The following is a 23577-nucleotide window of genomic DNA, read 5'->3' on the forward strand; positions in this document are numbered from 1 at the left end:
CTCTGCTTCGCGTGTGGAGACGTCATGAACACGAATGCTCGGGCGCCGAGATTCAATCGGCTTACAAGCACGGAGCGGCGCGCAGACCTGATCGAGGCGGGGCTCACTTGCATGGCGCGCGGCGGCATCCAGGAATTCACCGTCGACCGGATCTGTGCCGAGGCCGGGGTTTCCCGCGGTCTGATCACACATCACTTCGGATCGATGAGCGCGCTTCTGACAGCGGTCTACGCAAAGAAATATGACGACGCGACAAGCCTGCGGCGTGCCCCGGCTCCGGGGGAATCGCAGCTTTCGGCGCTGCTGGACGCGCTTCTTTCGCCCGAGGTGTTCAACCGAGAGTCGTACAGCATATGGCTGACGCTATGGGGACAGATCTGCATCAATGAGGAGATGAGGGCAGAGCATCGCGCCCAATATGCCGTGTATGTAAGCGACGTGGCGGCCGCGATCGACGACGTCGCATCAAGGAACGGCAGGATCGTGGATGCGAGAATGCTGGCACGAACACTCATTCCGCTGCTGGACGGTCTGGGTATTCAACACGCCATCGATCCTGACTCTATGCCGCTGCTAAACGCCAGGTCCGCGTGTCGCACCTTGCTTGAACCCCACCTTGGCCCGTTCTAGATCAGCATCCCCCAGGGCGGGGTACTCCGCCTTCTCTTGCGAGACGCAAGGCCGCGCGCAAGCTGAGGGGCGGCGGGAATGACCGTCAGACGCCGAAGGGAGGGCGCTTGCGGCCTTGTCGAGTTGGCGAACCCTCCCGTCAACGCGATCAATCGCGACATCCGGCAGGGCCTGCTGGACGCGGTGTTCTGGGCCGAGTCCGAGGGGCTTGAGCGCGTGGTCCTGTCGGGCGCGCGCAGGGCTTTCGCCGCGGGCGCTGACGCCCGTGAATTCGACCGGGATCCGGAGCCCCCGCATCTGCCCGATGTCCTGAACCGTATCGAAAACAGCCCGGTTCCCTGGATCGCCGCCGTTCATGGGCCAGCGCTTGGCGGAGGGGCCGAGATCATGTTGGCCTGCCGCTGGCGGATCGCGCATCCCGATGCGACCATCGGCCTTCCAGAGGTGACGCTGGGGGTTGTACCGGGTGCGGGTGGGACGCAGCGCCTGCCCCGCCTGATCGGCGCGGAGGGTGCCCTGGCCCTGATCCCCGGCGGCAGAAGCGTTTCGGGACAGGAGGCTGCCGCGATCGGGCTTGTCGATCTTCTGGACGAAGACCCCGTCGCGCGTGCGCTGGAGGTCGGGAACCGCGCGTTGGCGGCGGCCATCCCAGTCGGGCAACGACCTGTCGGGTCCGCACCGCCAAAGAGCTTTGCCGCTGCGCGGGCCACGGCTGAGCGCAAGATGGGGGGCCAGAACGCCCCTGCGGTCGCAATCGATCTTCTCGAACTGGCCCAGAGGGTCCCGCTTGAACAGGGGCTTCAGGCAGAACGCGCGGCCTTCCTGCAACTCAGGCAATCCGATCAGGCCAGGGCCCTGCGGCACCTGTTCTTCGCCGAACGGGGCGCGCGCAAGCCTGGCTGGCTGACCGCAGAGCCCTTGCCGGCAAGGCATGTCGCCGTTGTCGGGGGGGGCGCAATGAGGGCGAGACTCGCCCATGCGGTGCTGTCCGCGGGTCTTGCCGTGACGATCATCGAGACGGACCGCAGGGCCGCGGGACGCGCAGGCCGCAACCTTGACCGTCTGTTCGCGCCAGACCCGGACCGCAGTCGCGCCACGCCCGAACTGGCGGACGGACAGGAAGATCTTGTCATCAGCACCGACTACTCCGCGGCGGCTGCCGCGGATCTGGCGATCGAGGTGGCAGATGCGGACATGGGGGCCACGAAGAAGGTGCTGGCGCGGCTTCAGGCCGTGATGCCCGCGCAGGCGATCCTGGCCACGAGCACCGCACGCCTTGATCTGGACGAGCTGGCACGCGGCCTGGATGATCCGTCGCGCCTGGTCGGGCTTCACCTCCCGGCACCGCCCCATGCCACGAAGCTTCTGGAAATCGTGCGCGGCGCGGCAACATCGGACGAAGCGCTTGCGGCAGGATTTTCGCTTGCCAGGCAGTTGCGCAAGATCCCGGTACTTGAGGGCCCGTGCGACGGCTCGATCAGCGGGCGCATCCTCAAGCGCTGCCACGCCGCCGCCGCTGCGCTTTTGCCGGACGGCGTCACGCCATCGCAGGTCGAATCTGCCATGAAGGCGTTCGGATGCGCGATGGGTGATCCGATCACATCGCCAAAGGCCGAAGATCCCGTGCGGCAGGCGCAACGCCAACCGCGGGTCCACCCGGACGAAGACGTCGCCCGCCTCCTTGTCCTTGCCATGATCAACGAGGCGGCGGCGATGCTGCATCAAGGCATCGCGCACAAGGCAGCCGACATAGACCTGATCAGCGTGCATGGCTGCGGATTTCCGCGTTGGCGCGGCGGGCTTCTGCATCATGCGGACCGCATCGGCGCCCGAAGCCTTGTGGATCAGCTCACTGCTCTGTCGGCGAAGGACCCGGCAGCGTGGTCGCCCGACTCCCTGATCGTGAACTGTGCTAAAAGGGGAATTGCAATCGCCAGCTGGCGCGGGCCAGAGTCCCCGCCGGAGCCGTTCGCCGGTACGCGGTGACCGCTTCCAAGGGAGGATCCTTTGCACGCTTTCATCTGTGACGGGGTCAGGACGCCGATCGGTCGCTACGGCGGGGCGCTTTCGGGCGTGCGGACGGATGATCTGGCTTCGATCCCGATTGCCGCCCTGATGGTGCGCCACCCCGAGGTCGACTGGTCCGCCGTCGATGACGTGATCCTGGGAGCGACCAACCAGGCGGGCGAGGACAACCGAAACGTCGCGCGCATGGCGGCGCTTCTGGCCGGGCTTCCGGTCGAGGTTCCCGGCACCACCGTGAACCGGCTTTGCGCCAGCGGGCTGGATGCGGTGGGCATGGCGGCGCGGGCGATCCGCGCCGGCGACCAGGACCTTCTGATTGCCGGTGGCGTCGAAAGCATGAGCCGCGCCCCCTTCGTCATGCCAAAGGCGACAGCGGCCTTCTCCCGCGCCAGCATCATTCACGACACGACCATCGGCTGGCGCTTCGTCAATCCCCGGATGGAGCAGGCCCATGGCACCCACGCCATGCCGGAAACCGCCGATATCGTGGCGGCAGAGCACGACATCAGCCGGGCCGATCAGGATGCCTTCGCCGCCCGATCCCAGTCGCGCTGGCAGGCCGCGCACGCCGCTGGCGTCTTCGCGGAAGAAATCGTTCCCGTCACGATACCTCGGAGCAAGGGTGACCCGATCATCGTGGACACCGACGAACACCCCCGTCCCGGCACGACCATGCAGGCGCTGGCAAGACTTCAGGGCGTGAACGGCCCCGACCTGACCGTCACGCCGGGCAATGCGTCCGGCGTGAACGACGGCGCTGCCGCGCTGCTGATTGCCAGCGAGCCGGCTGCGCGGGCGCAGGGATTGACGCCCATCGCGCGGATCGTCGGCATCGCCTCGGCTGGGGTGGCGCCGCGCGTCATGGGGATCGGCCCGATTCCCGCGACGCAGAAGCTTCTGGCCCGCACGGGTCTTTCGATCGGCCAGATGGATGTGATCGAACTGAACGAAGCCTTCGCGAGCCAGGCGCTGGCAACGCTGCGCGCCCTTGGTCTGCCCGATGACGCAGCGCATGTGAACCCCAACGGCGGGGCAATCGCGTTGGGTCATCCGCTGGGAATGTCGGGTGCGCGCCTTGCGCTGACCGCCGCACTGCAGCTTCGCCGAACCGGAGGGCGCTACGCCCTGTGCACCATGTGCGTCGGGGTCGGGCAGGGGGTGGCTCTTGTCCTCGAGCGGGTCTGAGAATCGGACCAGGCCGCACCCTGGATCCCTGGCTTGCGGACTAACGTCCGCGAGACCGCCCACCCGATCGTGTGGCGAAACTTCTCCGGGCGATCTTACTGGGCACGGCCGCAAGTAATCGCGTGACAGAAGGCGCGACCGCGCGCAGATTCTCTGCGGTTTTGCAGATGGAGAGTCGTTCGCTACAGGAGATCAGCAGTGGTCGTCAGCATTCCTACCCACGATCAGTGGAAGAGGTTCAAGAAGACCCATGGCGTCGAGTCCAACGCGGTAAGCTCCGTGAATGTCGGCAAGGCGCTTGATACGTTCCACAAGGCCTATGGGCGCAACTTCCAGAAAAACGCGGACGCCGCCAGCGCGTGCTACAAGGAGCTTGCGACCTATCTTGCCAAGTTCCCGGACAAAAGCCACGGTCAGGACACGCTCGACAAGGTGGTGAAGCTTTGCCACGTCACGGCCAAGAGCTCGATGGACACGGCCAAGAAGCAAGGCCTGTTCTAGCCTGATGCGGCGTCGCTGCCGCGTTTTGCCGGCCCCAACGTGTGGGCCGGCGTACACGTAGGCTGGTGACACCAAACATTCATCAAACCAAGGCCGTCTTGTTACACAGAGCGGTCAACACCTCGTCCATTGACCGTTTCACGACGAGAGAGGCCTTGTAATGTCCAGACGCCTTCTGCCGCTTGCATCCTTGCTTGCGATGAGCGTGGGCTCCGCCGCCCATGCCGAGATGAACTTCAACCGCATCGCCAGCTTCGCGACCGCGCTGAACAACGGCGACCGTGCCGCCGAGACCAGCTCGGCCGAGATCATCGCCGCATCGGACGACGGGATGACGCTGATCTACACCGACAGCCCGCTGGGCGTCGTCGGCCTGATCGACATCGCCGATGCGACAACCCCGCAGCCGCGCGGCAACATCGACGTGGGCGGAGAGCCGACCTCGGTCACCGTGATCGGCAATACGGCCTATGTCGCGGTCAACACCTCGAAAAGCTATGTCGAACCCTCGGGCAAACTCGTGGCGATCGACCTGGGTGCGGCCAGCATCATCGCAGAATGCGATCTGGGCGGCCAGCCCGACAGCACGGCCCATGACGATGCAGGCAGTTTCGTGGCCGTCGCGATCGAGAACGAACGTGACGAGGACGCGGGCGACGGACGCCTGGGCCAGATGCCCGCGGGCTACATGATCAAGGCGATGCTGAAGGATGGCTCGCTGGATTGCGCCGTGATGGAGCGCATCGAGGTGACCGGCCTGGCCGCAATCGCCCCCGAGGACCCGGAGCCCGAATTCGTCGATGTGAATGGCCTGGGTGAGATCGCCGGCACCCTGCAAGAGAACAACCACATCGTCGTGATCGGCGCCGACGGGCAGGTCCTGTCGCATTTCCCGGCCGGCGCCGTCGACCTTGAGGGAATCGACGCCACCGACGAGCGTGCCGCGCTGACCTTCACCGAAAGGCAGCCGGGTCGCCTGCGCGAACCCGACGGACTTCAGTGGATCGACAACGATCACTTCATGATCGCGAACGAGGGCGACATGGACGGCGGTTCGCGCAGCATCACCGTCTTTGCCAAGGACGGCACGCTGGTCTGGGAATCCGGGAATGCCTTCGAAACCCCGATCATCCAGGCGGGCCACTATCCCGACAAGCGCTCCGACGCCAAGGGGGTCGAGCCGGAGGGGATGGAGATTGCGCGGTTCGGCGATCGGACCTACGCCTTTGTCCTGTCCGAGCGGTCTTCAACGGTCAGCGTCTACGACGTCACCGATCCGGCCAACCCCGCGTTCAAGCAGGTTCTGCCCTCGGGCATCTCGCCCGAAGGCGTGATCGCGATTCCCGGCCGCAACCTGTTCGCCACCGCGAACGAGGTTGACCTGATCGAGGACGGAGGCGCCCGGTCGCATGTCATGCTGTACGAATACCAGGAGGCGCCGGCGGCCTATCCGACGCTGACCTCGGAAGGCGGGGACGAACTGATCGGCTGGGGCGCGATTTCCGGCCTCGTCGCGGGCGAGGACGGCTTGATCTATGCCGTCAACGACAGCTTCTACGGCTTCCAGCCGCGGATCTTCGTCATCGATCCGGCCCAGACCCCCGCCCGCATCCTGCGCGCGATCGACGTCACGCGCGGCGGCCACCCAGCCCAGAAACTGGACATAGAAGGCATCACGACCGATGGCGACGGCGGATTCTGGCTGGCCTCGGAAGGGCGCATCGACCGGCTGATCCCGCACGCGCTGTACCACGTGAACGCAAAAGGCGAGATCAAGCAGGAGGTCGCCTTCCCGGCCGAACTTCTGGCCCACGAAACCCGCTTTGGCGCCGAGGGCATCACGCGCACCGAGGACGGAACGCTGTGGGTCGCGATCCAGAGAAACTGGGGGGACGACGCGGGCAATGACGTCAAGCTGCTGAACTACGCCCCCGAAACGGGCGAATGGGGGGCGGTGACCTATCCGACCGAGGATCCGGAAAACGGCTGGGTCGGGCTTTCCGAGATCACCGCGCATGGCGGCTATCTTTACCTGATCGAGCGCGACAACCAGATCGGTAATGCGGCGCGCGTCAAGCAGATCACCCGCGTCGCACTTGAAGGTCTGGCACCGGCGCCTCTGGGTGAGACGTTGCCTGTAGTGCAAAAGGAACTTGTGCGGGACATGATCCCGGACCTGGCGGCCTGGCACGGCTACACCGTCGACAAGATCGAAGGGCTTGCCATTCAGACCGATGGCACGGCTTGGGTCGTCTCCGACAACGATGGCGTCGATGACAGTTCCGGCGAAACGTTTTTCTGGTCGCCCGGCCGCTTCTGAGATCCGGACGAAGGGATGGCGACGTAATCACCTCGCATGCCGCTTGACAAGATAGCCATCGGCCGCAATTGCGGCCGATGGCTCTTGTTGCGCCTTCATCGTCGGATGATGGCGGCGAACCGGATCAGAATTTGAGTTGCTTGTGAAGTAACTTCCGAATTGGGTTCCGGGCCTTCGGCAGGCTGCGCCGTCCAAGCCTATTGCGGAGCGAGCGCTTATGATCAAAACTGGGACATGTCGCATCCCGCTCGAGGACAAACAGCCAGGCCAACCCTTTCCGGGGTGATCCCCACGGTTGCGGCCTTGGAAGGCGCATCGGTTGCGGATGTCTCGTCTGCTCTTGCCATGCGCATTGCGGAACTGATCGGCCAACCCGGCGCCCATCGCAGGATCATCGCCATCGCCGGGCCGCCGGGGTCGGGGAAATCGACACTTGCCTCGCGGGTGGTGGACGATCTGCTCGCGGCTGGTGTCGCTGCCGCGCTCATGCCGATGGACGGCTTTCATCTGGATGACCGCCTGCTTGAGCCGCGCGGGCTTCTGCGCCGCAAGGGCGCCCCCGAAACCTTTGATTTTCCGGGCTTTGCCTCCGCCCTTCGACGGGTGCGGGACGAACCATCGGTTGTGCTTCCGGTCTTTGACCGCAACCGCGAGATCGCCATCGCGGGCGCTGCCGAAATCCAGCCTGACACGCGTCTTGTCGTGGTCGAGGGCAATTATCTGGCTTTAGACGAAGATCCTTGGCGCCAGCTTGCGCCGCTTTGGGACCTTTGCATCTTTCTTGACGTGCCGATGGCTGAACTGGAGCGTCGCCTAGTGGCGCGCTGGCTTTCCTTCGGCTTCGAACCTGAAGTTGCCCATGCGCGCGCCGCGGGCAATGACCTGCCGAACGCGGAGCGCATCTGCCGTGCCGTGGGTAGGGTCGACCTCCTGGTTCATGTAGGTAGACCTTCGGAGTGACCGGGATGGCCTGTCGTGCCGCCAGGCAACCCAGCCCCCGACGCTTCAGCGGACACCGCGCAGAAGTGTTCCTGACAGCCGGTCGTCTAGCGGCGTGCAAGCGCCTGCAATATCTGCAGCCGGGCCAGAGATCTCGCGGCGGTCTTCCTGGACTGGTCCGCCTGCCGGCCCAGGGCGCCGAGATCTGCCGCAAGGCTTGCCTGTCGCCCCTGCGCGGCCTTCATTGTGGCGGCGGCCGCCGCCGGCGGGAAGCCTCCCTCCTGAAACATCTCGGAGGCTCGTTCGATCGCTTCAAACGCTGCCTCGCGACGCGCCCATGCCGCAAGCAGAGCTTGTTCGTCCCGCGCAAGGTGGCCGAAGTCTCGGACGCGCAACATCTGGGCGACCTCGATTAGCCTTTGCAGCGACTGCCCGCGTCTCATCGCCTGCCCCGCGCGCGCCTGCGCATGGCGTCTGCAAAACGGATCGCGGCCGCCACGGGTGCATAGTGTTCGGGCCTGATCTCTTGGCCGACCTTCAGGCTTGCGTAAAGCGCGCGGGCGACTGGCGGGTCCGATCGCATGGGCACACCCGCGATTGCGGCCGCTTCCCGGATGCGGGCCGCGACGTGGTCGACACCCTTGGCGACGCAGACGGGCGCACCCCGGCTTCCCCGCTTCCACCGAAGTGCGACAGCAAAATGCGTCGGGTTCACGATCACCACATCGGCCTTCGAAACATCCGACATCATTCGGTTGTTCGCGATCGCCTGGGCCATGGCGCGCCTGGCCTGCTTGAGATGTGGATCGCCCTCGGACTGCCGGAATTCGTCCATCAGTTCTTGGCGTGTCATCCGGTTCCGACGAACGTGATCCAGTTGTTGCCACAGAAAATCCGCCGCCCCCGTCAAGACCAGCACAAGGGCGGCGATCACAAGGAAGTCGCGCAGATCCGCCGCCAGCGCGGCAGCGGCAATCCCGGGATCCGCGCCGATCAGGGCGAGAGTATCGGGAAGGCGCAACCAGACGAAGAATCCAAGGGCGCCAGAGAACAGCAGCAACTTGACCAGGGTCTTGACGAACTCGAAAGCGCCCTGCGTTCCGAAGCGTCGGCGGCCATTCGAAAGGGGGTCGATCCGCGACAGCTTCGGGGCGATGCGGTCGGGCGCAAGGACGATCGCGCCCTGCGCGCCATAGGCGGCAAGAGCGGCCACCGCGGCAAGCGCGAACACGGGAAGAAACGCGGCAGAGGCCGAAAGCGCCGCTGATAAAGCGTGATCAGGCCCAAGTGCGAGCATCGAAACTGCCCGGGTTCCGAACTCATCAAGGGCAGCAGGTCCAAGGACGCTCGCGCCGATCAGGAATGCCGCAAGAACCGCCGCGCTGACAAGCTCCGAAGAATGTGGAACATCCCCCCTTCGACGCGCCTCGCGCAGCTTTTGCGGCGTGGGTTGGTATTGCTTGTCGTCTTCGTCCTCTGTGCTCATGGCCGCACCGCAAAGGGATCAGCCACGAGCGCGCCGAAAGCATCGTGCCAGATCACCAACAGCGCCGGAACTGCAGCCAGCAGAAGGAGCAATGTACCCGCTGTCACCGCCGGGGCGCCCACCATCATCACCATGAGCTGCGGCATGGCTCGGTTGATCGCGCCCAGTGCGAAATTGTACAATGTGGCGACGATCAGGAACGGAGCCGCCAATCCGAACGCCAAAGCGAAGGCCTGGATGACGCCCTGCAGCCCCCAGCCCTTCAATACGCCAGGATCGGGCAGAACCCCGACGGGCAGGGCCTGGTACGACAGGATCAGCGCTTCGGCCAGGCGCAGGTGCAGATCCAACATCGCGGCCAAGGCGATTCCCGCCATCAGCAGCAGATGCGAGATCGCGGGCATGGGCTCGGCGCCGTCCCCGCCAAACATCTGTGCAAGCGATGTGGACTGGGCAATCATCGCCCCGGCGATTTCAAGCGCCTGGACAATAAGGCGAAGGAAGGCACCCAGGGCGGCGCCTATCACCACCTCTCCGACCAGGGTTCCCAAGGCAGCGATCGTGCCCCTGGGCACCGGGATCGTTGGCAAGACGGCGGGAAGTACAACCGCGGTGAAGGCCAGCGCGGCCGCCAGCCGGACGCGCATCGGAACGAACCCCTGGCCATAGGCCGGCATCGCGACCATCGCCGCGCCGATCCTTGCAAAGACCAGGACAGCGGCCAGCGCCGCCGAGGTGCCGATACCCTGAAGTTGGGACAGGGTCTCGGTCATGCAGGGACAACGCCCACGACGGATGGCCGCGCTTCGGATGCAACTTCTTCGTATGAAAGCACTGGCGCGGGAATAGCCCTTGCCGCCACGAGCGTGCGAAGAAAGCGGCGCCTGCGCCCCGTTGTGACCAGCCCGGCATGCGTGCCGCTTTCCGAAACCCGCGCCATGGTTTCGGTGATATTGGCGGCGAGCCTTGAGAAGACATCCGGCGGCAGCGCGACATCCGCCTGCCCCGGACCCTCGGAAACTTCGTGCGAGGCAAAGATCTTTTCCCATTCAGGTGCAAGCTGAACAAGCGGCGCGGTGCCGTCCGGTCGGCGCAGGTCCGCGACAAGCTGGAAGCCGATCCTTCGCCGCACGTATTCGCAGGCGGTTTCCGGGTTCGCGGTTCCCCGCAGTTCCGCGATCGCCTCAAGGATCATCGGCAGATTCCGGATCGAGACGCGTTCCTCCAGTAAAAGGCGCAAGACGGACAGCAGAAAATCCTGGGGGACACGTTCGGGGATGAGGTCGTCGTACAGACGGCGGTTCGCTTCCGCGCGCTGCGGGTTGGACAGGTTGACGCCTTCATCCAGGAGCCGCCGAAGGGTCTTGAGCGTAAGAAGGCGTGCAAAGTTTCGCTTGATCACCTCAAGAAGATGCGTGGCAAGAACCTCTGTCGGGCCGACGACGGTCAGCCCCGCCAGCGCCGCCTCTTCCCTGCGGTCTGCGGCGATCCACCGCGCCGCGGCGCCATAGACGGGTTCGCGCACGTCGATACCTTCTGGCAGATCGCCGGGGCTGTCGCCCTTCAGGACAAGAGCCTGCGAAGGGAAAAGCCGGTCCTGGGCGGTTTCCACCCCCTGGATGCGGATCCGGTAGCAGCCCGAGCGCAGCGACGGGTCGTCGGTGAGCCGAATTTCCGGCAGGATCAGGCCGAATCCGCGCGCCACATGGTTGCGCATGTTCCCGATCCGAGCCTCGAGACCGGTCGCCGGATCAAGGACCATGCCGACAAGATCGGGCGCAAACTCCAGATGGATCTCGTCCACGTCCAGAATGTCACCCAGAGAGGCGGCGGGTGGCCCGGATGCCGGCACGGGCAGGCGTGCGGCATCCAGCGTGCGCGTGCGGGCCTGAGACCTGAGGATGCCATACGCCGCAAGCCCAAGCATGCCGGCCCCACACAGGAAGGGAACGACGGGCAGGCCCGGAACAAGCGCGAAAAGCGCCATCAGCCCCGCGACGGTTCCCAGCGCTGCCGGATGCTTGCCAAGCTGGTCGATAAGCGCGCGGTCAGCCGCGCCCTTGGATCCGCCGCGCGCCAACAGCAGCGCCGCGGCGATCGAGATGATCACGGCCGGGATCTGGCTGACAAGCCCGTCGCCCACGGTCAGGATCGCGTAGGTCTCAAGCGCCCGCGCGAAGGGCATTCCGTGAAATCCAATGCCGATCGACATTCCCATCACGAGGTTGAGAAGCGTGATCATCAGACCCGCAACCGCGTCACCCTTGACGAATTTCGAGGCGCCGTCGAGCGAACCGAAGAACGTCGTTTCGGCCTGCTCACGCTCCCGCCGATGGCGGGCTTCCTCATGGCCGATGGCCCCTGCGTTCATGTCCGCGTCGATTGCCATCTGCTTTCCTGGCATGCCGTCCAGAGCAAAGCGCGCGCCGACTTCGGCCATGCGCCCGGCGCCCTTGGTGATGACGATGAAGTTGACGATCATCAGCACGCCGAACACGACCAGCCCGATCAGGACCGAGCCCGACATGACGAACATCGCGAATCCTTCGATGACCTCGCCCGCAGCGGCCGTTCCGGTGTGGCCCTGCCCGATGATCAGTTTCGTCGACGAGACATTGAGCGCGAGGCGAAGCATCAGCGATCCCAGCAGGACCATGGGAAAGGAGGAGAAATCCAGCGGCGTCTCGATGAACAGGGTCACGGTGAAAATCAGGATGGCAAGCGCGAACGAGGCAGCCAGGCCGACGTCCACGATCCAGGCAGGCACCGGCAGGACCATCATCACGATGACCGCCATGAGCGCCGCCGCAAGCAGTATGGTCGTCTGCACCCGCTGAAGCCGCACGCCGGAAGACATCAGTACAAGACCCTTGGTTCCGAGGAAAACAGCGGTGACGGTGCATCTTGCGCCAGAGGCACGAGCGACCCGTTGCCAGCCTTTTGTCCGGCGACGAGCAGGGGCAGGGGATTGTCCCTGCCCTGACGAGCGACCCGAGGCGGCGTGTCGGGCACGCTGGGTGCGCCGTTCGCGATCAGGGCATCGTGGATACGCGTGAAACGGTCCGCGTATCGCTTCGAAAGATCGGGCGTGCGGGAATGGTAGGCGCCCGCCGCCGCCGTCCAGGATCCGGTGTCGGCGAAAAGCGACTTCAGGAACTCGGCGGCGTAGCGGGCGTTGCGGGCGGGGTCGAACATGTCCTCGACCGACTCGAAAGCTTGGCCGTGCCACAGGTGATTGATCTGAAAGCAGCCGATGTCGAAGCTGCGTGCGCCCCTTGCCCGGCCTTGTTCGACATAGGCCCGGGCCTCTGATGCCGAGTCGAACCACCGTCCCGTACCTTCCATGTTCACGGTCCAGGGCCAAGGCGCAAGCCCGCCCTTCCCCCCGCGCCCGGTTTCTGCGCGCGTGATCGCGTAAAGCACGGTCACGGGTACCCCTGTGCTGCGAGCGGCGTCCTCTGCCGCGCGGTCGCACAGGTTCGAAGGATCTGGCATTGCCGCCAAGGACGATGACCAGAGCATCACGCAAACCAGGGACAGAAGTCGCCCGAGTCCCGGACGCATCCCGGATGTCACGAATCTGCTATTCCGCATCGCCTACCGCCGCAGTTCTTGCCGCCTTGGCGAAGGCTAGTCAGAGGTGCTTGAGATTTCGTAACCGCAATCAGGAATCCGGGACCGCGAGAAGGTCTTCGAACACGGCGCGGGTTTCTCGCGCGCGATCCACAAGGCCGCGCGCTGATGCGAGCGAGGGCAGCGGGTCTTCGCCCATTATCGCGGGGCGGGAAAGCTCGATTGCGCGCAGCCTTGCACCGGTCGCCAGCCTTTGAGCATCCGGCCAAAGACCGTTGCTCCAGGCGGTCTGCAGCGCGCCTTCGGAGTCTCCGGCGCGCAAGAGACCGGCAACCGCCCCCTGCGGATCGCCGGACAGTTCCCTTGCCTGCGCCAGAAGCGCCTCGGCCGGATCGCCCAGGACTGAGAGACGTTCCACTGCGGCGTCGATGTCTCCGTTTTCAAGGTCGTTGCTGGCAAGGACCAGCCCGGCCGCTTCGCCGGCCTTGGAAGCCGGACCAAGCAGATCTGATGCCAGTCCGTGAAAGCCCAACTCGGACAGACGGAGCGCGGCACCCAGATTGGCATCGTCTCCGATCACTTCGGCGGAAAGCCAGCGCGAACGCGCAAAGGCGATGCGAAGGAACATCGCATCGTCGGCACCTGACGTCAGCATCTGCACGAAGCGCGCAACAACGCGCGACCGCGAGTCCGGGTCAAGATCGTATTCGACACGGTCCAGTATGTCCTTGGCGCGGTCGAAAACACTGGCCGACGCCCAGGCGAGCGCCGCTGAGCCCGCAAGACCCGCGCCGATGTCCTCGTCGCCCGAGGCGAAGGCCAGTGCTTCGGCATGCGTGGCAAGTGCTTCGGCCACGGGCTGCCCCGCGGCAAGCCGCGCCTCGATCGCGGCGCGTGTCGCTTGCGGCGAAAGCGGATCATTCGACAGCGCCAATGCGTCGATCCTGGCATTGATCACACCTGTAGACGACTGCATGGCAAGCTCCGCATCGGCCAGGTTCAACGGCGCCGCATCTTCCGGGTGGGATGCACTCAGCGAGTTGCGAAGGATGCGCACACTTTCCTGGTCCCCGTGCGCCATGAAGAACGCGACCAACCGGGGCGTGACCGCACGGCGCACCGGATCAGGCAGCGCCTTGAAACCGCGGAGGATGGCAGCGGCGTCAAAGGCCGGCGTCGACGCCGGATCGCGCGCTGCAAGCACGGCCCAAAGGGCGACCGATGTGGCGCAATCGGCGTATCGCACCAGATCTTCTGGGCGCTCTAGCGGCCGGTCATCCAGGATCCGTGCGATCGCAAGCAGATCCGCGTCCGGTTCTTGCCGGAAGGCGCGCTGGACAAGCTCTGCTTCGGGTCCCATCGCCAGCGCAATATAGAGCCTGGCCAGATCCTTGACGGCATCCGGATCAGGTATGTCGATCTCTCCCACAAGCGCCGCGCGACGCTCTGCAATCTGATCAGCCGCCGGTGCATCCGACGTCCAGTCCCGTAGAGCGAACCGTTGTTCCGCCGGGCAGTCGTCGCCCGCTGCGGTAAACGAACGGTCCTCGGCAGGAAGGGGCTGCGCGGACTGAACGCTGGTGCTGGCGCGCACGGGAAAACTGGGCGCCTGCTCGACCACAGATTGCTGTGGCGCGCTCCGTTCAGGCCCCGGCTCAGGGTCAGTCAAGGGTGCGGACGGCAGATCGCCTTCGACCCGGATCAACCCCTGCGCCGCCGCCTTGGCAAACTGCTCAAGCAGGAGCTGCCTTGCCTGTTCCTGCCTGCTGTCGGGTTCGTCGGCGGATGCTGCATCGACCGTCGCCAGCCGCGGCGGGCGCGCCAGCGGAATGTCCGGCCCCAAGGGCAAGACCTGCGATGCCGGCGCGGAATGCCCCGCAACCCAAACGCCTGCCCCGTCGCCAGCAGGTGCCTGACTTGCGGCCCGATCCGGATCTGGCTTTGGCTGCACGGGCATATCGTTGCGGGACACACCCGATGCCGACCGTTCGAAGACCGGCAAGGGTTTCTCGAACTCGGACGTCGAATCAGGCGCACCATTCCGGATGTCGATCACCACCGCCCCTGAATCGGTCAGGAAAGCCCGTGGCCTGCATTCGCAGTTCAGCGCCAGCAACAATCGGCCGCCACCCGGAAGCGCCGTGACGTCCGAGACCCGTTCGCGCGAAATCGTCCGGTACACGCGCGAGATGTCGAACTCCACACCCCGGCGGTCCAGGCGCAGTTCATAGGCGTCCGTTTCGCGCCCCAGGGCCCACCCGACTCCTTCGGGCAGGTCGACCACGATGCGCGTGAAGTCACCGTGATCACCGGAACGAACCCCAACCGTCTCGGCACCGGCGATCGAGGCGGTCATCACCCACAAGGCCGCTAAAAGGCGTATCATGCCGCCTCTGCCTTCAGCTGCTTCAGCGATTGCTCCAGCTCGGCAAAGCTGGGGCGGAACTGGTGCGGAGTGTTCTGGCGACCGACTTCGATGCAGATATTGGGGGGGTGACGGTGAAGGTCCGCGACCAGAACCTCGCGGATGAGCTTGCTGAAATGCGCGTCCTCCTCGACCACGGCCTTCACCTTGGCGGCGAACGGACCAATCAGGCCGTAGGCCATGAAGACGCCCATGAAGGTTCCCACGAGGGCAGAGCCGATCATCGCGCCCAGAATCTCGGGCGGCTGGTCGATCGACCCCATGGTCTTGATGACACCCAGGACCGCGGCGACAATTCCAAGTGCCGGCATCCCGTCGGCGACGGATTGCAGGGCATGGCTGGAATGCAGCGCGTGGTGCAGGTTGGCTTCCAGCTGCTTCTCCAGAACCTCCTCGACCTGGTGGGGATCGTCGTAATTCATCAAGGCCGCGCGCATCGTGTCGCAGATCAGGTCGCAAACCTCGTGGTCGGCCTGTATCCGGGGATACTTCGCGAAGATCGTGGACGCTCCGTGGTTTTCGATGTGCTCTTCGATGGCGACGGGATTGGATCGCGCCAGTCGAGTCAGTTCGAACAAGAGGCACAGCAGGTTGCGATAGTCCGCGGCCTTCCATTTCGAGCCCTTGAAGACCTTGCCGACATCCTTCAGCGTCCGTTTGATCGCGGCCGTGTCGTTCGCGACGACGAAGGCGCCCGCCGCAGCGCCCCCGATCATGATCATTTCCCAGGGCAGGGCCTCAAGGATGATACCCATGCTGCCGCCGTGCAGCGTGTAGCCGCCGAACACCATGATGAAGATGATGGCGATGCCGATGATGCCGATCATGGTCGAATTCCGAAATCGTCCGCTTGCCCGGGCAAGCTAGCGTCCCGCGGGTTAAGATTTCGTCTTGGTCATCACGACAGGCGCCTCATTCGGTCGGCGCGCGGGCGTTGCGACCCGCAAGGACAAGGCTGACCAGATAGGCCTTCTGCGCATCCATTCCCGAAAGGACCGCAGCGGCGGCATCAGGCTTCATTCGCGCGATGAAGCCCGCGGCAAAATCCGTGTCCATCTCCTCGAAAAGCGGCGCTGCCTCCTTCGGCTTCATGCTTTCGTAGACGGTCACAAGGCGCGACACATCCTTCTCCGCGGCCTGATCCGCCATCGCCAGTGTCGCCGAAAGCCGTTCCTCCGCGGCGATCAAAGCCTCTTTCTGCTGGTTCATGGCCGCCAGGGCGAGCTCGACAGTACTTTCCCTTTCCGACAGGCGCCTTTCCTTGTCCACGACAGCCGCCTCTCGGTCGCGCACTGCCTGAAAAAGCTCCATGACCCCATCTTCGGTCACGCATGCGGCGGTTTGACCCCCCGGCTCGCCTTGCGCGTCGGCCATTGCGGCGGGCACCGCCCCGACGAGCCGCAGCAAGGCGGAACCCAGAAACAGCCCCGCGATCAGGCCAAGCGCACGTCGTCCGGCGCGGCGTGGGGCGGATCGGCGTTGCACGCTCATCTGTCCGCCTGCGGCTTTGCAGCTGCCCGGCGACGGACCAATCGCGGGCGTTCGTTCGATGCGTTTGCGGTCTTGGCCGGAAGGTCGTGCAAAGATGCAAGCATCAGTTCCAGTTGCCTGGCGGCCGCTTCCGCCCGCCGCGTCCGGTCCTCAAGCCGGTCCGCCGAGTCCTGCGCAGCTTCACGCGCACCCTCCAGCAGGCGCGTCAGATCATCGACCTGCGCGGACAGCACGGCTATCGCCCCGCCCATTCCTGTCTCAAGCCGGCTGAAGCGATTGAGTCGGCGCGACAGGATCAGGCAATAGAACCCCGCGCCAAGAGCCGCGGCGAACAACAGCAGATCTGACAGGAAGTCCATGGCTGCCTCAATTGATGACGAATTCGGTGATCAGCAGGTCCCGCGCGCGGCCTTCGCCCAGTACGACCTGAACCCGCCGCAGCATCTGGGCCCTCAGGCGGATCAGGGCGGTCTTTTCGGAGAGATCCTCGGGCTCGACCGCCCGCAGGTAGGTGTTCAGAACATCGGTCACGCGCGGCAAGAAGTGCAGCGTCTCCTGCTCATGGGCCAAGGGCACCTCGATCTGGGCGGCAAAGTGCAGATAGCGCCCGGTGTCGCCTGAACCCAGCGGAAGCACGATCCGCTCAACCGGCACGAAGGCGACTTCCGGCATCTGCGAAGGTTTTGCCCCGGTCTCGGCCTCTGCAGGCCCGTGGTGCCCGAGGATCAAGCCGGAGTAGACGGAGTAGAAGGCGGCGCCCCCCCCGGCAAGGGCCAGGATCAGGCCAAAGATCAGGCCCCTACCCGTTTTACCGCCCTTGCCTGCAGCGTTCTCCGACTGCGAGTCAGCCATGATCTTTCTCCCGATGTCAGGGGATCTGTAGGACGAATACGGCTAACCAATTCTTAAGCGGAATTGCGGATTGATCGGGCTGCGGGGCTGAACGCCCGAAAGACGGAGAGATCCCTTGCAGCAGTTCCTGGCACTCTGGCAGGCCCTTCGCCCGAAGCATCGGATCATCGTCGTCGCGGCCGCGGTTTCCATGTTCGCCGCCGTGCTTCTTCTGGCCGGGGCCTCGGGCAACCCGTCGAAGGCCCTGCTTTATTCCGGGCTTGACCAGGCCCGGGCGGGCGAAGTGCTGGCGGCGCTTGAGCGCCATGGGGTTCCCTACGACATTCGTGGCGATGCGATCTATGTCGACAGCGTTCGCCGCGACGAGATGCGGATGGTGCTTGCCTCGGAGGGGCTGCCGGCGAACAGCGGTGCGGGCTATGAGCTGCTTGACGGCCTTTCGGGCTTTGGAACCACATCCCAGATGTTCGACGCGGCCTATCTGCGCGCGAAGGAGGGGGAGATCGCGCGAACGATCGCCGCGCTGCCCGACGTACGCTTCGCGCGCGTCCATATCGCCAGTGCCGAGCCGGCCGGCTTCCGGCGCTCGGCACCGCCGACGGCGTCGGTGATGGTCGCGACGTCACAGGGCATCGTCACCGCGGAGCACGCCAAGGCGCTGCGTTTTCTGGTCGCCTCTGCGGTCGCAGGCATGCAGCCCGCGGACGTTTCAGTGCTGGACGGAAAGGGCAACCTGGTGGCCGACGACTCGGCGATTGGCGCCTCCGCCGGCGCACGATCAGATGACTTGCGCCGCGCCGTACAGCGCCTTTTGGAAGCCCGCGTCGGCCCAGGCAACGTCGTCGTCGAAGTTTCTGTAGAAATCGTCACCGAAAGCGAAACCATCAGCGAACGCAAGCTCGACCCGGACAGCAGGATCGCGATCTCGACGGACAGCGAGGAGCGTTCCAAGGCAGGATCCGAGGGCGGCGCCGGGCCGGTCACGGTCGCATCCAACCTGCCCTCCGGCGACACCGGCCGCGGCGCCGGGTCTTCGAACCAGTCCAGCGAGTCGCGCGAAAGGGTCAATTTCGAGGTATCGGAAACCACGCGGGAATTGCTGCGCGCACCCGGGGCCGTGCGTCGCCAGACGGTCGCCGTCCTGGTAAACGCCGCCGCTGCAGAGGAAGGGCAACCCCCGGCGCCAAGACCGGAAGAGGAACTGGCCGCGCTACGCGAACTGGTGGCCGCCGCAGTGGGCTTCGACGAAGGCAGGGGCGACGTCATATCCATCAGATCCCTTCCGTTCGAGCCCGCGGTCACTGGAACCGAAGCGGCTGGCGCGAACTGGATCGGACCCACGTCGATCGACGTGACGCGGATTGCACAGGCCGGCGCGGCCGCGCTGATTGCCTTGTTGCTGGGGATTTTCGTTCTCCGTCCCATCCTTGGCAACGCAAGGCCGGCTGTTGCGCCCGCATCCTGGCCGCCCGCGGCGCGGCTATCCGCCAGACCGGACCCTGACGCCCTGACCGGAGAGATCGAGGATGGATCGCCCTCCGTCGACCCGGCCGGGTCCGCCACATCCCGAAGCCTCACGCTTGGCGCGCCAAGGCACAGTCCCGCTGACACTGCGACCGACCCGGTCGCAAGACTGCGGGCGCTGATGGCGGAAAAACGCGAAGAGACGGCAGAAATCCTGCGCAGCTGGCTGGAAGAGCCAGAGAAGGAGGAAGCGCAATGACACGTCCCTTACAGCTGGACTCCTTCGACGACACCCACGAAGCGGACGCGCGCGATGTTTCGGTCCGGGAACTGGAAGAGGCCCGGCTTCTGGCCTACGAGACCGGGTTCACGGCGGGTTGGGAAGACGCCGTGAACGCGCAGGAAAGCGAAATTGCGCGCCTGCGCGCCGACCTCGGCAAAAGCCTGCGCGAAATGTCGTTGACCTACGCCGATGCGCGCGACCACGTCCTGCGCACGATTGAACCCCTCCTGGCCGAAATGGTCGCGAAGGTTCTGCCTCGGATGGCACACGATGCGCTTGGACAGGTGGTTCTGGATCTGCTGAGGCCCGAAGCCGACAAGTTGTTGGACGCGCCCGTTCGGCTGCGCGCGCATCCGGACAACAGGAAGATGATCGAAGAGATCGCCGTCCGACAGGCTGGCTTCCCCGTGATCTTCGATCCAGAGCCTTCGCTTTCACTGGGACAGGTCCATCTGGCTGTAGGCCCGAGCGAAATCGGCGTCGATCTTGACCGAGTGATCAGGCAGATCGGTGAGGCTGTGACGGCGTTCTTTCATCCCGGCGTATCGCAGGAGCAGTCCCATGGATAACAGGGATCCCGGCGCCAGCCCGTTCACCGCGATCCCGATCGAGGTCACGATCTCGGTCGGCCGGGCCAGAACCCAGCTTCGTGATCTTCTCAGGCTCAAGCGTGACGCGGTCCTTCCACTGGATCGCAGGGTCGAGGATCCCGTGGAACTTTACGTCGGAGAACGGCTGATCGCGCGTGGCGAGCTGGTGGAACTTGACGGAGATGGGACCGGGCGCCTTGCGGTCAGACTGACCGAGATCGCAGAGCGCCAGACCGAGGAATGACATGCGCCGCCGCCTGATCCTTGCAGTGATGATCGCAACCTTGCCGGGTCAGGCCCTGGCACAGCAAGTCACGCTTTCGCTGGACGGATCCACGTTGACCGGACAGTCGCTGTTCCTGATCGCGGCGGTTACGCTGCTTGGGCTTGCGCCGGGGCTCGCGGTGATGATCACCTGCTTTCCCTTCATCGTCACGGTCCTGTCGATCCTGCGCCAGGCGATCGGCCTGCAGCAGTCCCCGCCGAACATGCTGATTGTGACGCTTGCGCTTTTCCTGACCTGGTTTGTGATGGAGCCGGTGTTCCTGCAGGCATGGACCGACGCGGTTTCGCCCCTGATGGAAGGCAGGATCGACGCGGCGACCGCCTTTGACGCCGGGATAGCGCCGTTCCGCATCTTCATGGCGCACAGGCTCGACCCGGAGACATTGGCGCAGCTCGGCGCGTTGCGCCCTCAGATGACGGCTTTCTCAAATGCCGAGGACGCCCCGCTGTCCCTGCTTGTTCCGTCCTTCATGTTGTCGGAAATGTCCCGCGCATTCGAGATCGGCTTTCTGATCTACCTGCCCTTTCTCATAATCGACCTGGTCGTTTCGGCGGTGCTGATGTCGATGGGCATGATGATGGTGCCGCCCGCCGTCGTGGCACTTCCCTTCAAGCTGGCATTCTTCGTGGTCGCGAACGGATGGGCGCTGCTGAGCGGTGCGCTGGTGCGCAGCTACTTCTGATCCACACCCCCAGATGATCGCCCCGGAGGGTGAACGCTGAGCCCGCAGGTTTACCCCGGTTGGCAACGGGCCATGGGGCACGCTTAATGTCCGGCCCATTCGGCAATCGGGCAGAGCGTTTGCGGGGGCGGGCCGATGCAGGCCGCCCGGCATCCGCCAGGGCAAGGATGAAAGCATGTTTCAGATCGGCATCGACATTCGGGCGAACCCGCGCGTGGCGCGTTTCGTGAAACAACCCGCGCCGCATGTCTTCGTGATCGCCGGCTCGGGCAATGCCTCGGGCCGCGCGCCGGAAACCGACGCAGAGCAGTTTCCCACGACGGCACGCCACTGGTCCGCCGGGGACAGCTGGGCGGCGATCGGAAGCAGGCTGTATCACGGCCCCTGGGAAACCGGGGCCATCGCGCGCCCAGACGCATCCGCCAACTTCGGCTGGGCGCGGTCCTTCGCCACCGCTTACCAGATTGCGAACCCGGACAATCCCGTGCATCTCATCGGCATTGCCCGCGACGGCGCCGGTCTTGTCAATTCACAATGGACCCGAGGCAGTGCGGAATATCAGACCGCAGTCGCGCGCGTGAATTCTGCGATGTCGGCCCTGCCTGACAACGCCGTCCTGGCAGGGATCCTGTGGCACCAGGGCGAGGCCGACAGCCAGACACAAGCCGCGCGCAATGGTCACGCAACCGCCCTGGCGGCACTGGTTGGAAACCTGCGTGAGGATATCGACGCCGCCAGCGCAACAACCCCCTTCGTCGTCGGCGGGCACTTCCCGCTGTCCGGCCTGTATCATCCCACGATCCAGAGCAGCTGCCAGTCCCTGCCTAACAGCGTGGCCTTTGCGGGCTATGCCGATCCGTCGAACCCGGTCGAGGTTTCGCTGTTCGACGGGCTTCATGCCGACGCACCTTCGCTTCACGCTCTTGGGCTGCGTTATCTCGACGGGCTATCCGAGGCGGCAGCGAACACCACGATCGGGTCGGCATCCGCGATCACCACAGGCGCGCTCGGTCACTACGCCCTGCCGCGTGCTCTTGTTTCCAGCGTCCAGGGCGTCGCACTCGGCGCCCCCGCGGCCGAACGAATGCTGATCGTCGCGGTCACCGCACGCGCCGATACCGCGGTCCGGCCGATTGGCGTCCGTGTCGGCGGCACGCCGCTGACCCGTGCCGGGACACCAGAGGTCGACGCCTATCTCTGCGGGGTCACGCTATTCTACGGGCGGGTGCCGACGGGGTCCAGCGCGACGCTTGACGTCACCTTCGACACATTGCCCTACAACGCCCAGGCGGCCGCCTGCGTCCTGCCGGTCTATGGTGCGCGCATGCATCCGGCGTCGGCAAGGGGCCTTGCAACAATTCGGGTGGTCGGCAACACGACTGCGATTTCGGCTACGGTCGCCGCCGATCAGGGTGACCTCGTCTTCGCCTGTGCCGCGGGAACCTCAAGCGGCACGGCCGTGTCCAGCGTGAACCTTGGCCAGACCCTGACGACCTCGGCCGGCAACAGCAACTACGGCGTCCACTCGGCCGCGGGCATCAGGACATCTTCGGGCGACTTGACGGTCGCCTACGCGTTCGACCGCACCGTCGCGCGCGTCGCTCTGAGCACGCTGGTGCTTCGGCCCGCCTGACGTGGCTCAGCGTGCCCTTCGCGGCGCAGGCTGGTGCGGTCCGGGCAGGAATTCGACCCCGCCCGACTGCCGGACCGGCTGCGGATAAAGCGTCATCATCGTCAGCACATCCTCGGGCATTTCCGTGACGACGTTCAGCCCGATCTCCTGCGCCTCGTGCGCAGGAATCGGGTAGTCGTGGGTCCAGGTTCCCGACGACAGAAGCTTGGCGATCCCGGCCGCCTTGTCCTTCGGCATTCGCGCCGAAAGGATCTCGGTCGCGGCCTTGCGCACCTGATCAAGGGCCTTGCGGCCCACGTCGGCAAGGATCAGCGTTTCGTCATCGATTTCCGCGACCGGCTTGTCCTTGACGACCGTCAGGATCGAGGCGGCTGGAAACTGTCCGATCTGCGGGTCGATCGGGCCCAGCACCGAATGCGGGCACATCACGATCTCATCGGCCGCCAGCGCAACCAGCGTCCCCCCCGACATCGCATGATGCGGCACGAAGACCGTGACCTTGCCGCGATGCGCCTCGACCGCGCGGGCGATCTGCAACGCGGCCAGCACCAGCCCGCCCGGCGTGTGCAGAACGATATCCAGCGGCGTGTCCTTGTCGGTCATGCGAATCGCCCGCAGGACATCCTCGCTGTCCTGGATGTCGATATACCGCATGAGCGGAAAGCCCAGGATGCGCATCGTCTCTTGCCGGTGAACCATGAGGATCACGCGGCTGCCGCGCTGTTTCTGGAAGCGGTCGATCATTTGAAGCCGCCGCATGTCCAGGAACTTGCGCGATATCACCGGCTGCAGCATCGAAAGAATGATGAAGAGCCAAAGCGCGTCCGAAAAGCTCATGGGTTTCCTCCGGCGCGGTCGACATGGCCAAGCGACCTTTCCGGATCGATCCGGTCGCGTACCATCTGCTTCAGCGCCTTGATGTCGGGAAAGCCGCCGTCGCGCTTTCTTTCCCAGATGACCTCTCCGTCCAACACGATCTGGAACGCGCCCCCCGAACCGGGCTGCAACGCGACGCTGCCCAGGTCGTTCTGAAATGTGGAGAGAAGTTCCTGCGCCATCCAGGCTGAGCGCAAGAGCCAGTTGCATCCGGTGCAGTAGGTGATCGTGACGACAGGCAGGGGCAAGCTATTTCTCCTCGGCTTCCGGGCGATCCTAGCCGGTTCCTCGCGAAATCTCTGCGAAAATTCGCATATGCAGGAGAAGCGAATGGCA

Annotated in this window: 23 protein-coding genes; 11 read left to right on the forward strand and 12 right to left on the reverse strand. The window is 65.1% G+C overall.

Features of this window, described 5'->3' with window-relative positions; genetic code table 11:
• The first annotated feature begins 24 nt into the window (after nucleotides 1-24).
• The 6 genes from OEW28_RS00370 to OEW28_RS00395 all read left to right on the forward strand — a co-directional run bounded on the left by OEW28_RS00370 (nucleotide 25) and on the right by OEW28_RS00395 (nucleotide 7621).
• The gene (locus tag OEW28_RS00370; protein WP_263732749.1) at nucleotides 25-630 is read left to right on the forward strand and encodes a TetR/AcrR family transcriptional regulator; all 606 of its coding nucleotides are present in this window, start codon (nucleotides 25-27) and stop codon (nucleotides 628-630) included.
• 78 nt (nucleotides 631-708) lie between these two features.
• On the forward strand, nucleotides 709-2616 hold the full coding sequence (locus OEW28_RS00375) for a 3-hydroxyacyl-CoA dehydrogenase NAD-binding domain-containing protein (protein ID WP_263732750.1): 1908 nt from the start codon (nucleotides 709-711) through the stop codon (nucleotides 2614-2616).
• Between the two features lie 21 nt (nucleotides 2617-2637).
• A complete protein-coding gene (pcaF, locus tag OEW28_RS00380) occupies nucleotides 2638-3840 on the forward strand; it encodes a 3-oxoadipyl-CoA thiolase (RefSeq protein ID WP_263732751.1) in 1203 nt (400 codons plus the stop codon).
• Nucleotides 3841-4038: 198 nt separating this feature from the next.
• The gene (locus tag OEW28_RS00385) at nucleotides 4039-4341 is read left to right on the forward strand and encodes a hypothetical protein (protein ID WP_263732752.1); all 303 of its coding nucleotides are present in this window, start codon (nucleotides 4039-4041) and stop codon (nucleotides 4339-4341) included.
• Between the two features lie 160 nt (nucleotides 4342-4501).
• Nucleotides 4502-6661, forward strand: a complete 2160-nt coding sequence (locus OEW28_RS00390; protein WP_263732753.1) for an esterase-like activity of phytase family protein — start codon at nucleotides 4502-4504, stop codon at nucleotides 6659-6661.
• Between the two features lie 345 nt (nucleotides 6662-7006).
• The gene (locus tag OEW28_RS00395; RefSeq protein ID WP_263732754.1) at nucleotides 7007-7621 is read left to right on the forward strand and encodes a nucleoside/nucleotide kinase family protein; all 615 of its coding nucleotides are present in this window, start codon (nucleotides 7007-7009) and stop codon (nucleotides 7619-7621) included.
• Nucleotides 7622-7707: 86 nt separating this feature from the next.
• Here OEW28_RS00395 and OEW28_RS00400 read toward each other — a convergent pair whose 3' ends face one another.
• From OEW28_RS00400 to OEW28_RS00445, 10 genes are all read right to left on the reverse strand, one after another.
• On the reverse strand, nucleotides 7708-8043 hold the full coding sequence (locus OEW28_RS00400) for a hypothetical protein (protein ID WP_263732755.1): 336 nt from the start codon (nucleotides 8041-8043) through the stop codon (nucleotides 7708-7710).
• Nucleotides 8040-9086, reverse strand: a complete 1047-nt coding sequence (locus OEW28_RS00405; RefSeq protein WP_263732756.1) for an EscU/YscU/HrcU family type III secretion system export apparatus switch protein — start codon at nucleotides 9084-9086, stop codon at nucleotides 8040-8042. The genes OEW28_RS00400 and OEW28_RS00405 overlap by 4 nt, the downstream gene beginning before the upstream one ends.
• Nucleotides 9083-9859: a flagellar biosynthetic protein FliR gene (locus tag OEW28_RS00410; protein WP_263732757.1), complete on the reverse strand. Its 777-nt coding sequence runs from the start codon at nucleotides 9857-9859 to the stop codon at nucleotides 9083-9085. Before OEW28_RS00410 ends, OEW28_RS00405 begins: the two co-directional genes overlap by 4 nt.
• A complete protein-coding gene (locus OEW28_RS00415; protein ID WP_412174786.1) occupies nucleotides 9856-11931 on the reverse strand; it encodes a flagellar biosynthesis protein FlhA in 2076 nt (691 codons plus the stop codon). The genes OEW28_RS00410 and OEW28_RS00415 overlap by 4 nt, the downstream gene beginning before the upstream one ends.
• An 11-nt stretch (nucleotides 11932-11942) precedes the next feature.
• Nucleotides 11943-12581, reverse strand: coding sequence for a transglycosylase SLT domain-containing protein (locus OEW28_RS00420; protein WP_263732759.1), 639 nt, complete (start codon nucleotides 12579-12581; stop codon nucleotides 11943-11945).
• Nucleotides 12582-12750: 169 nt separating this feature from the next.
• A complete protein-coding gene (locus tag OEW28_RS00425; protein ID WP_263732760.1) occupies nucleotides 12751-15045 on the reverse strand; it encodes a hypothetical protein in 2295 nt (764 codons plus the stop codon).
• Nucleotides 15042-15911, reverse strand: coding sequence for a flagellar motor stator protein MotA (motA, locus tag OEW28_RS00430; RefSeq protein WP_263732761.1), 870 nt, complete (start codon nucleotides 15909-15911; stop codon nucleotides 15042-15044). The genes OEW28_RS00425 and motA overlap by 4 nt, the downstream gene beginning before the upstream one ends.
• Nucleotides 15912-15996: 85 nt before the next feature.
• Entirely contained in the window at nucleotides 15997-16575 is a 579-nt protein-coding gene (locus tag OEW28_RS00435) for a MotE family protein (RefSeq protein WP_263732762.1), read from the reverse strand.
• Complete coding sequence (locus tag OEW28_RS00440) at nucleotides 16572-16934, reverse strand: hypothetical protein (protein WP_263732763.1); 363 nt, start codon at nucleotides 16932-16934, stop codon at nucleotides 16572-16574. The genes OEW28_RS00435 and OEW28_RS00440 overlap by 4 nt, the downstream gene beginning before the upstream one ends.
• A gap of 7 nt (nucleotides 16935-16941) precedes the next feature.
• A complete protein-coding gene (locus tag OEW28_RS00445) occupies nucleotides 16942-17427 on the reverse strand; it encodes a flagellar basal body-associated FliL family protein (protein WP_263732764.1) in 486 nt (161 codons plus the stop codon).
• Between the two features lie 115 nt (nucleotides 17428-17542).
• Between OEW28_RS00445 and fliF the strand changes: the two genes are divergently transcribed.
• From fliF to OEW28_RS00470, 5 genes are all read left to right on the forward strand, one after another.
• On the forward strand, nucleotides 17543-19150 hold the full coding sequence (gene fliF / locus OEW28_RS00450) for a flagellar basal-body MS-ring/collar protein FliF (protein WP_263732765.1): 1608 nt from the start codon (nucleotides 17543-17545) through the stop codon (nucleotides 19148-19150).
• A complete protein-coding gene (locus OEW28_RS00455; protein ID WP_263732766.1) occupies nucleotides 19147-19743 on the forward strand; it encodes a FliH/SctL family protein in 597 nt (198 codons plus the stop codon). The genes fliF and OEW28_RS00455 overlap by 4 nt, the downstream gene beginning before the upstream one ends.
• Entirely contained in the window at nucleotides 19736-20008 is a 273-nt protein-coding gene (locus OEW28_RS00460; RefSeq protein ID WP_263732767.1) for a FliM/FliN family flagellar motor switch protein, read from the forward strand. The genes OEW28_RS00455 and OEW28_RS00460 overlap by 8 nt, the downstream gene beginning before the upstream one ends.
• A 1-nt stretch (nucleotide 20009) precedes the next feature.
• Nucleotides 20010-20732 carry a flagellar type III secretion system pore protein FliP gene (gene fliP, locus OEW28_RS00465; protein ID WP_263732768.1) on the forward strand — a complete coding sequence of 241 codons (723 nt, stop codon included), beginning with the start codon at nucleotides 20010-20012 and terminating at the stop codon, nucleotides 20730-20732.
• Between the two features lie 175 nt (nucleotides 20733-20907).
• The gene (locus OEW28_RS00470; protein WP_263732769.1) at nucleotides 20908-22365 is read left to right on the forward strand and encodes a sialate O-acetylesterase; all 1458 of its coding nucleotides are present in this window, start codon (nucleotides 20908-20910) and stop codon (nucleotides 22363-22365) included.
• Between the two features lie 6 nt (nucleotides 22366-22371).
• Here the strand turns inward: OEW28_RS00470 and OEW28_RS00475 are convergent, their stop codons facing one another.
• Both OEW28_RS00475 and OEW28_RS00480 read right to left on the reverse strand, forming a co-directional pair.
• Nucleotides 22372-23202 carry an SDH family Clp fold serine proteinase gene (locus OEW28_RS00475; protein ID WP_263732770.1) on the reverse strand — a complete coding sequence of 277 codons (831 nt, stop codon included), beginning with the start codon at nucleotides 23200-23202 and terminating at the stop codon, nucleotides 22372-22374.
• Complete coding sequence (locus OEW28_RS00480; RefSeq protein WP_263732771.1) at nucleotides 23199-23489, reverse strand: Rdx family protein; 291 nt, start codon at nucleotides 23487-23489, stop codon at nucleotides 23199-23201. Before OEW28_RS00480 ends, OEW28_RS00475 begins: the two co-directional genes overlap by 4 nt.
• Nucleotides 23490-23577: the final 88 nt, after the last annotated feature.

The organism is Albidovulum marisflavi (genome assembly GCF_025751435.1).
GTDB lineage: Bacteria > Pseudomonadota > Alphaproteobacteria > Rhodobacterales > Rhodobacteraceae > Albidovulum > Albidovulum marisflavi.

Bases quoted from the DNA above. Each gene is read 5' to 3' on its own strand.
- OEW28_RS00370 (WP_263732749.1), top strand. From the start codon at position 25: ATGAACACGAATGCTCGGGCGCCGAGATTCAATCGGCTTACAAGCACG.
- OEW28_RS00375 (WP_263732750.1), top strand. From the start codon at position 709: ATGACCGTCAGACGCCGAAGGGAGGGCGCTTGCGGCCTTGTCGAGTTG.
- OEW28_RS00390 (WP_263732753.1), top strand. From the start codon at position 4,502: ATGTCCAGACGCCTTCTGCCGCTTGCATCCTTGCTTGCGATGAGCGTG.
- OEW28_RS00395 (WP_263732754.1), top strand. From the start codon at position 7,007: ATGCGCATTGCGGAACTGATCGGCCAACCCGGCGCCCATCGCAGGATC.
- OEW28_RS00400 (WP_263732755.1), bottom strand. From the start codon at position 8,043: ATGAGACGCGGGCAGTCGCTGCAAAGGCTAATCGAGGTCGCCCAGATG.
- OEW28_RS00405 (WP_263732756.1), bottom strand. From the start codon at position 9,086: ATGAGCACAGAGGACGAAGACGACAAGCAATACCAACCCACGCCGCAA.
- OEW28_RS00410 (WP_263732757.1), bottom strand. From the start codon at position 9,859: ATGACCGAGACCCTGTCCCAACTTCAGGGTATCGGCACCTCGGCGGCG.
- OEW28_RS00420 (WP_263732759.1), bottom strand. From the start codon at position 12,581: ATGCCAGATCCTTCGAACCTGTGCGACCGCGCGGCAGAGGACGCCGCT.
- OEW28_RS00425 (WP_263732760.1), bottom strand. From the start codon at position 15,045: ATGATACGCCTTTTAGCGGCCTTGTGGGTGATGACCGCCTCGATCGCC.
- motA (WP_263732761.1), bottom strand. From the start codon at position 15,911: ATGATCGGCATCATCGGCATCGCCATCATCTTCATCATGGTGTTCGGC.
- OEW28_RS00435 (WP_263732762.1), bottom strand. From the start codon at position 16,575: ATGAGCGTGCAACGCCGATCCGCCCCACGCCGCGCCGGACGACGTGCG.
- OEW28_RS00440 (WP_263732763.1), bottom strand. From the start codon at position 16,934: ATGGACTTCCTGTCAGATCTGCTGTTGTTCGCCGCGGCTCTTGGCGCG.
- OEW28_RS00445 (WP_263732764.1), bottom strand. From the start codon at position 17,427: ATGGCTGACTCGCAGTCGGAGAACGCTGCAGGCAAGGGCGGTAAAACG.
- OEW28_RS00455 (WP_263732766.1), top strand. From the start codon at position 19,147: ATGACACGTCCCTTACAGCTGGACTCCTTCGACGACACCCACGAAGCG.
- OEW28_RS00460 (WP_263732767.1), top strand. From the start codon at position 19,736: ATGGATAACAGGGATCCCGGCGCCAGCCCGTTCACCGCGATCCCGATC.
- fliP (WP_263732768.1), top strand. From the start codon at position 20,010: ATGCGCCGCCGCCTGATCCTTGCAGTGATGATCGCAACCTTGCCGGGT.
- OEW28_RS00470 (WP_263732769.1), top strand. From the start codon at position 20,908: ATGTTTCAGATCGGCATCGACATTCGGGCGAACCCGCGCGTGGCGCGT.
- OEW28_RS00475 (WP_263732770.1), bottom strand. From the start codon at position 23,202: ATGAGCTTTTCGGACGCGCTTTGGCTCTTCATCATTCTTTCGATGCTG.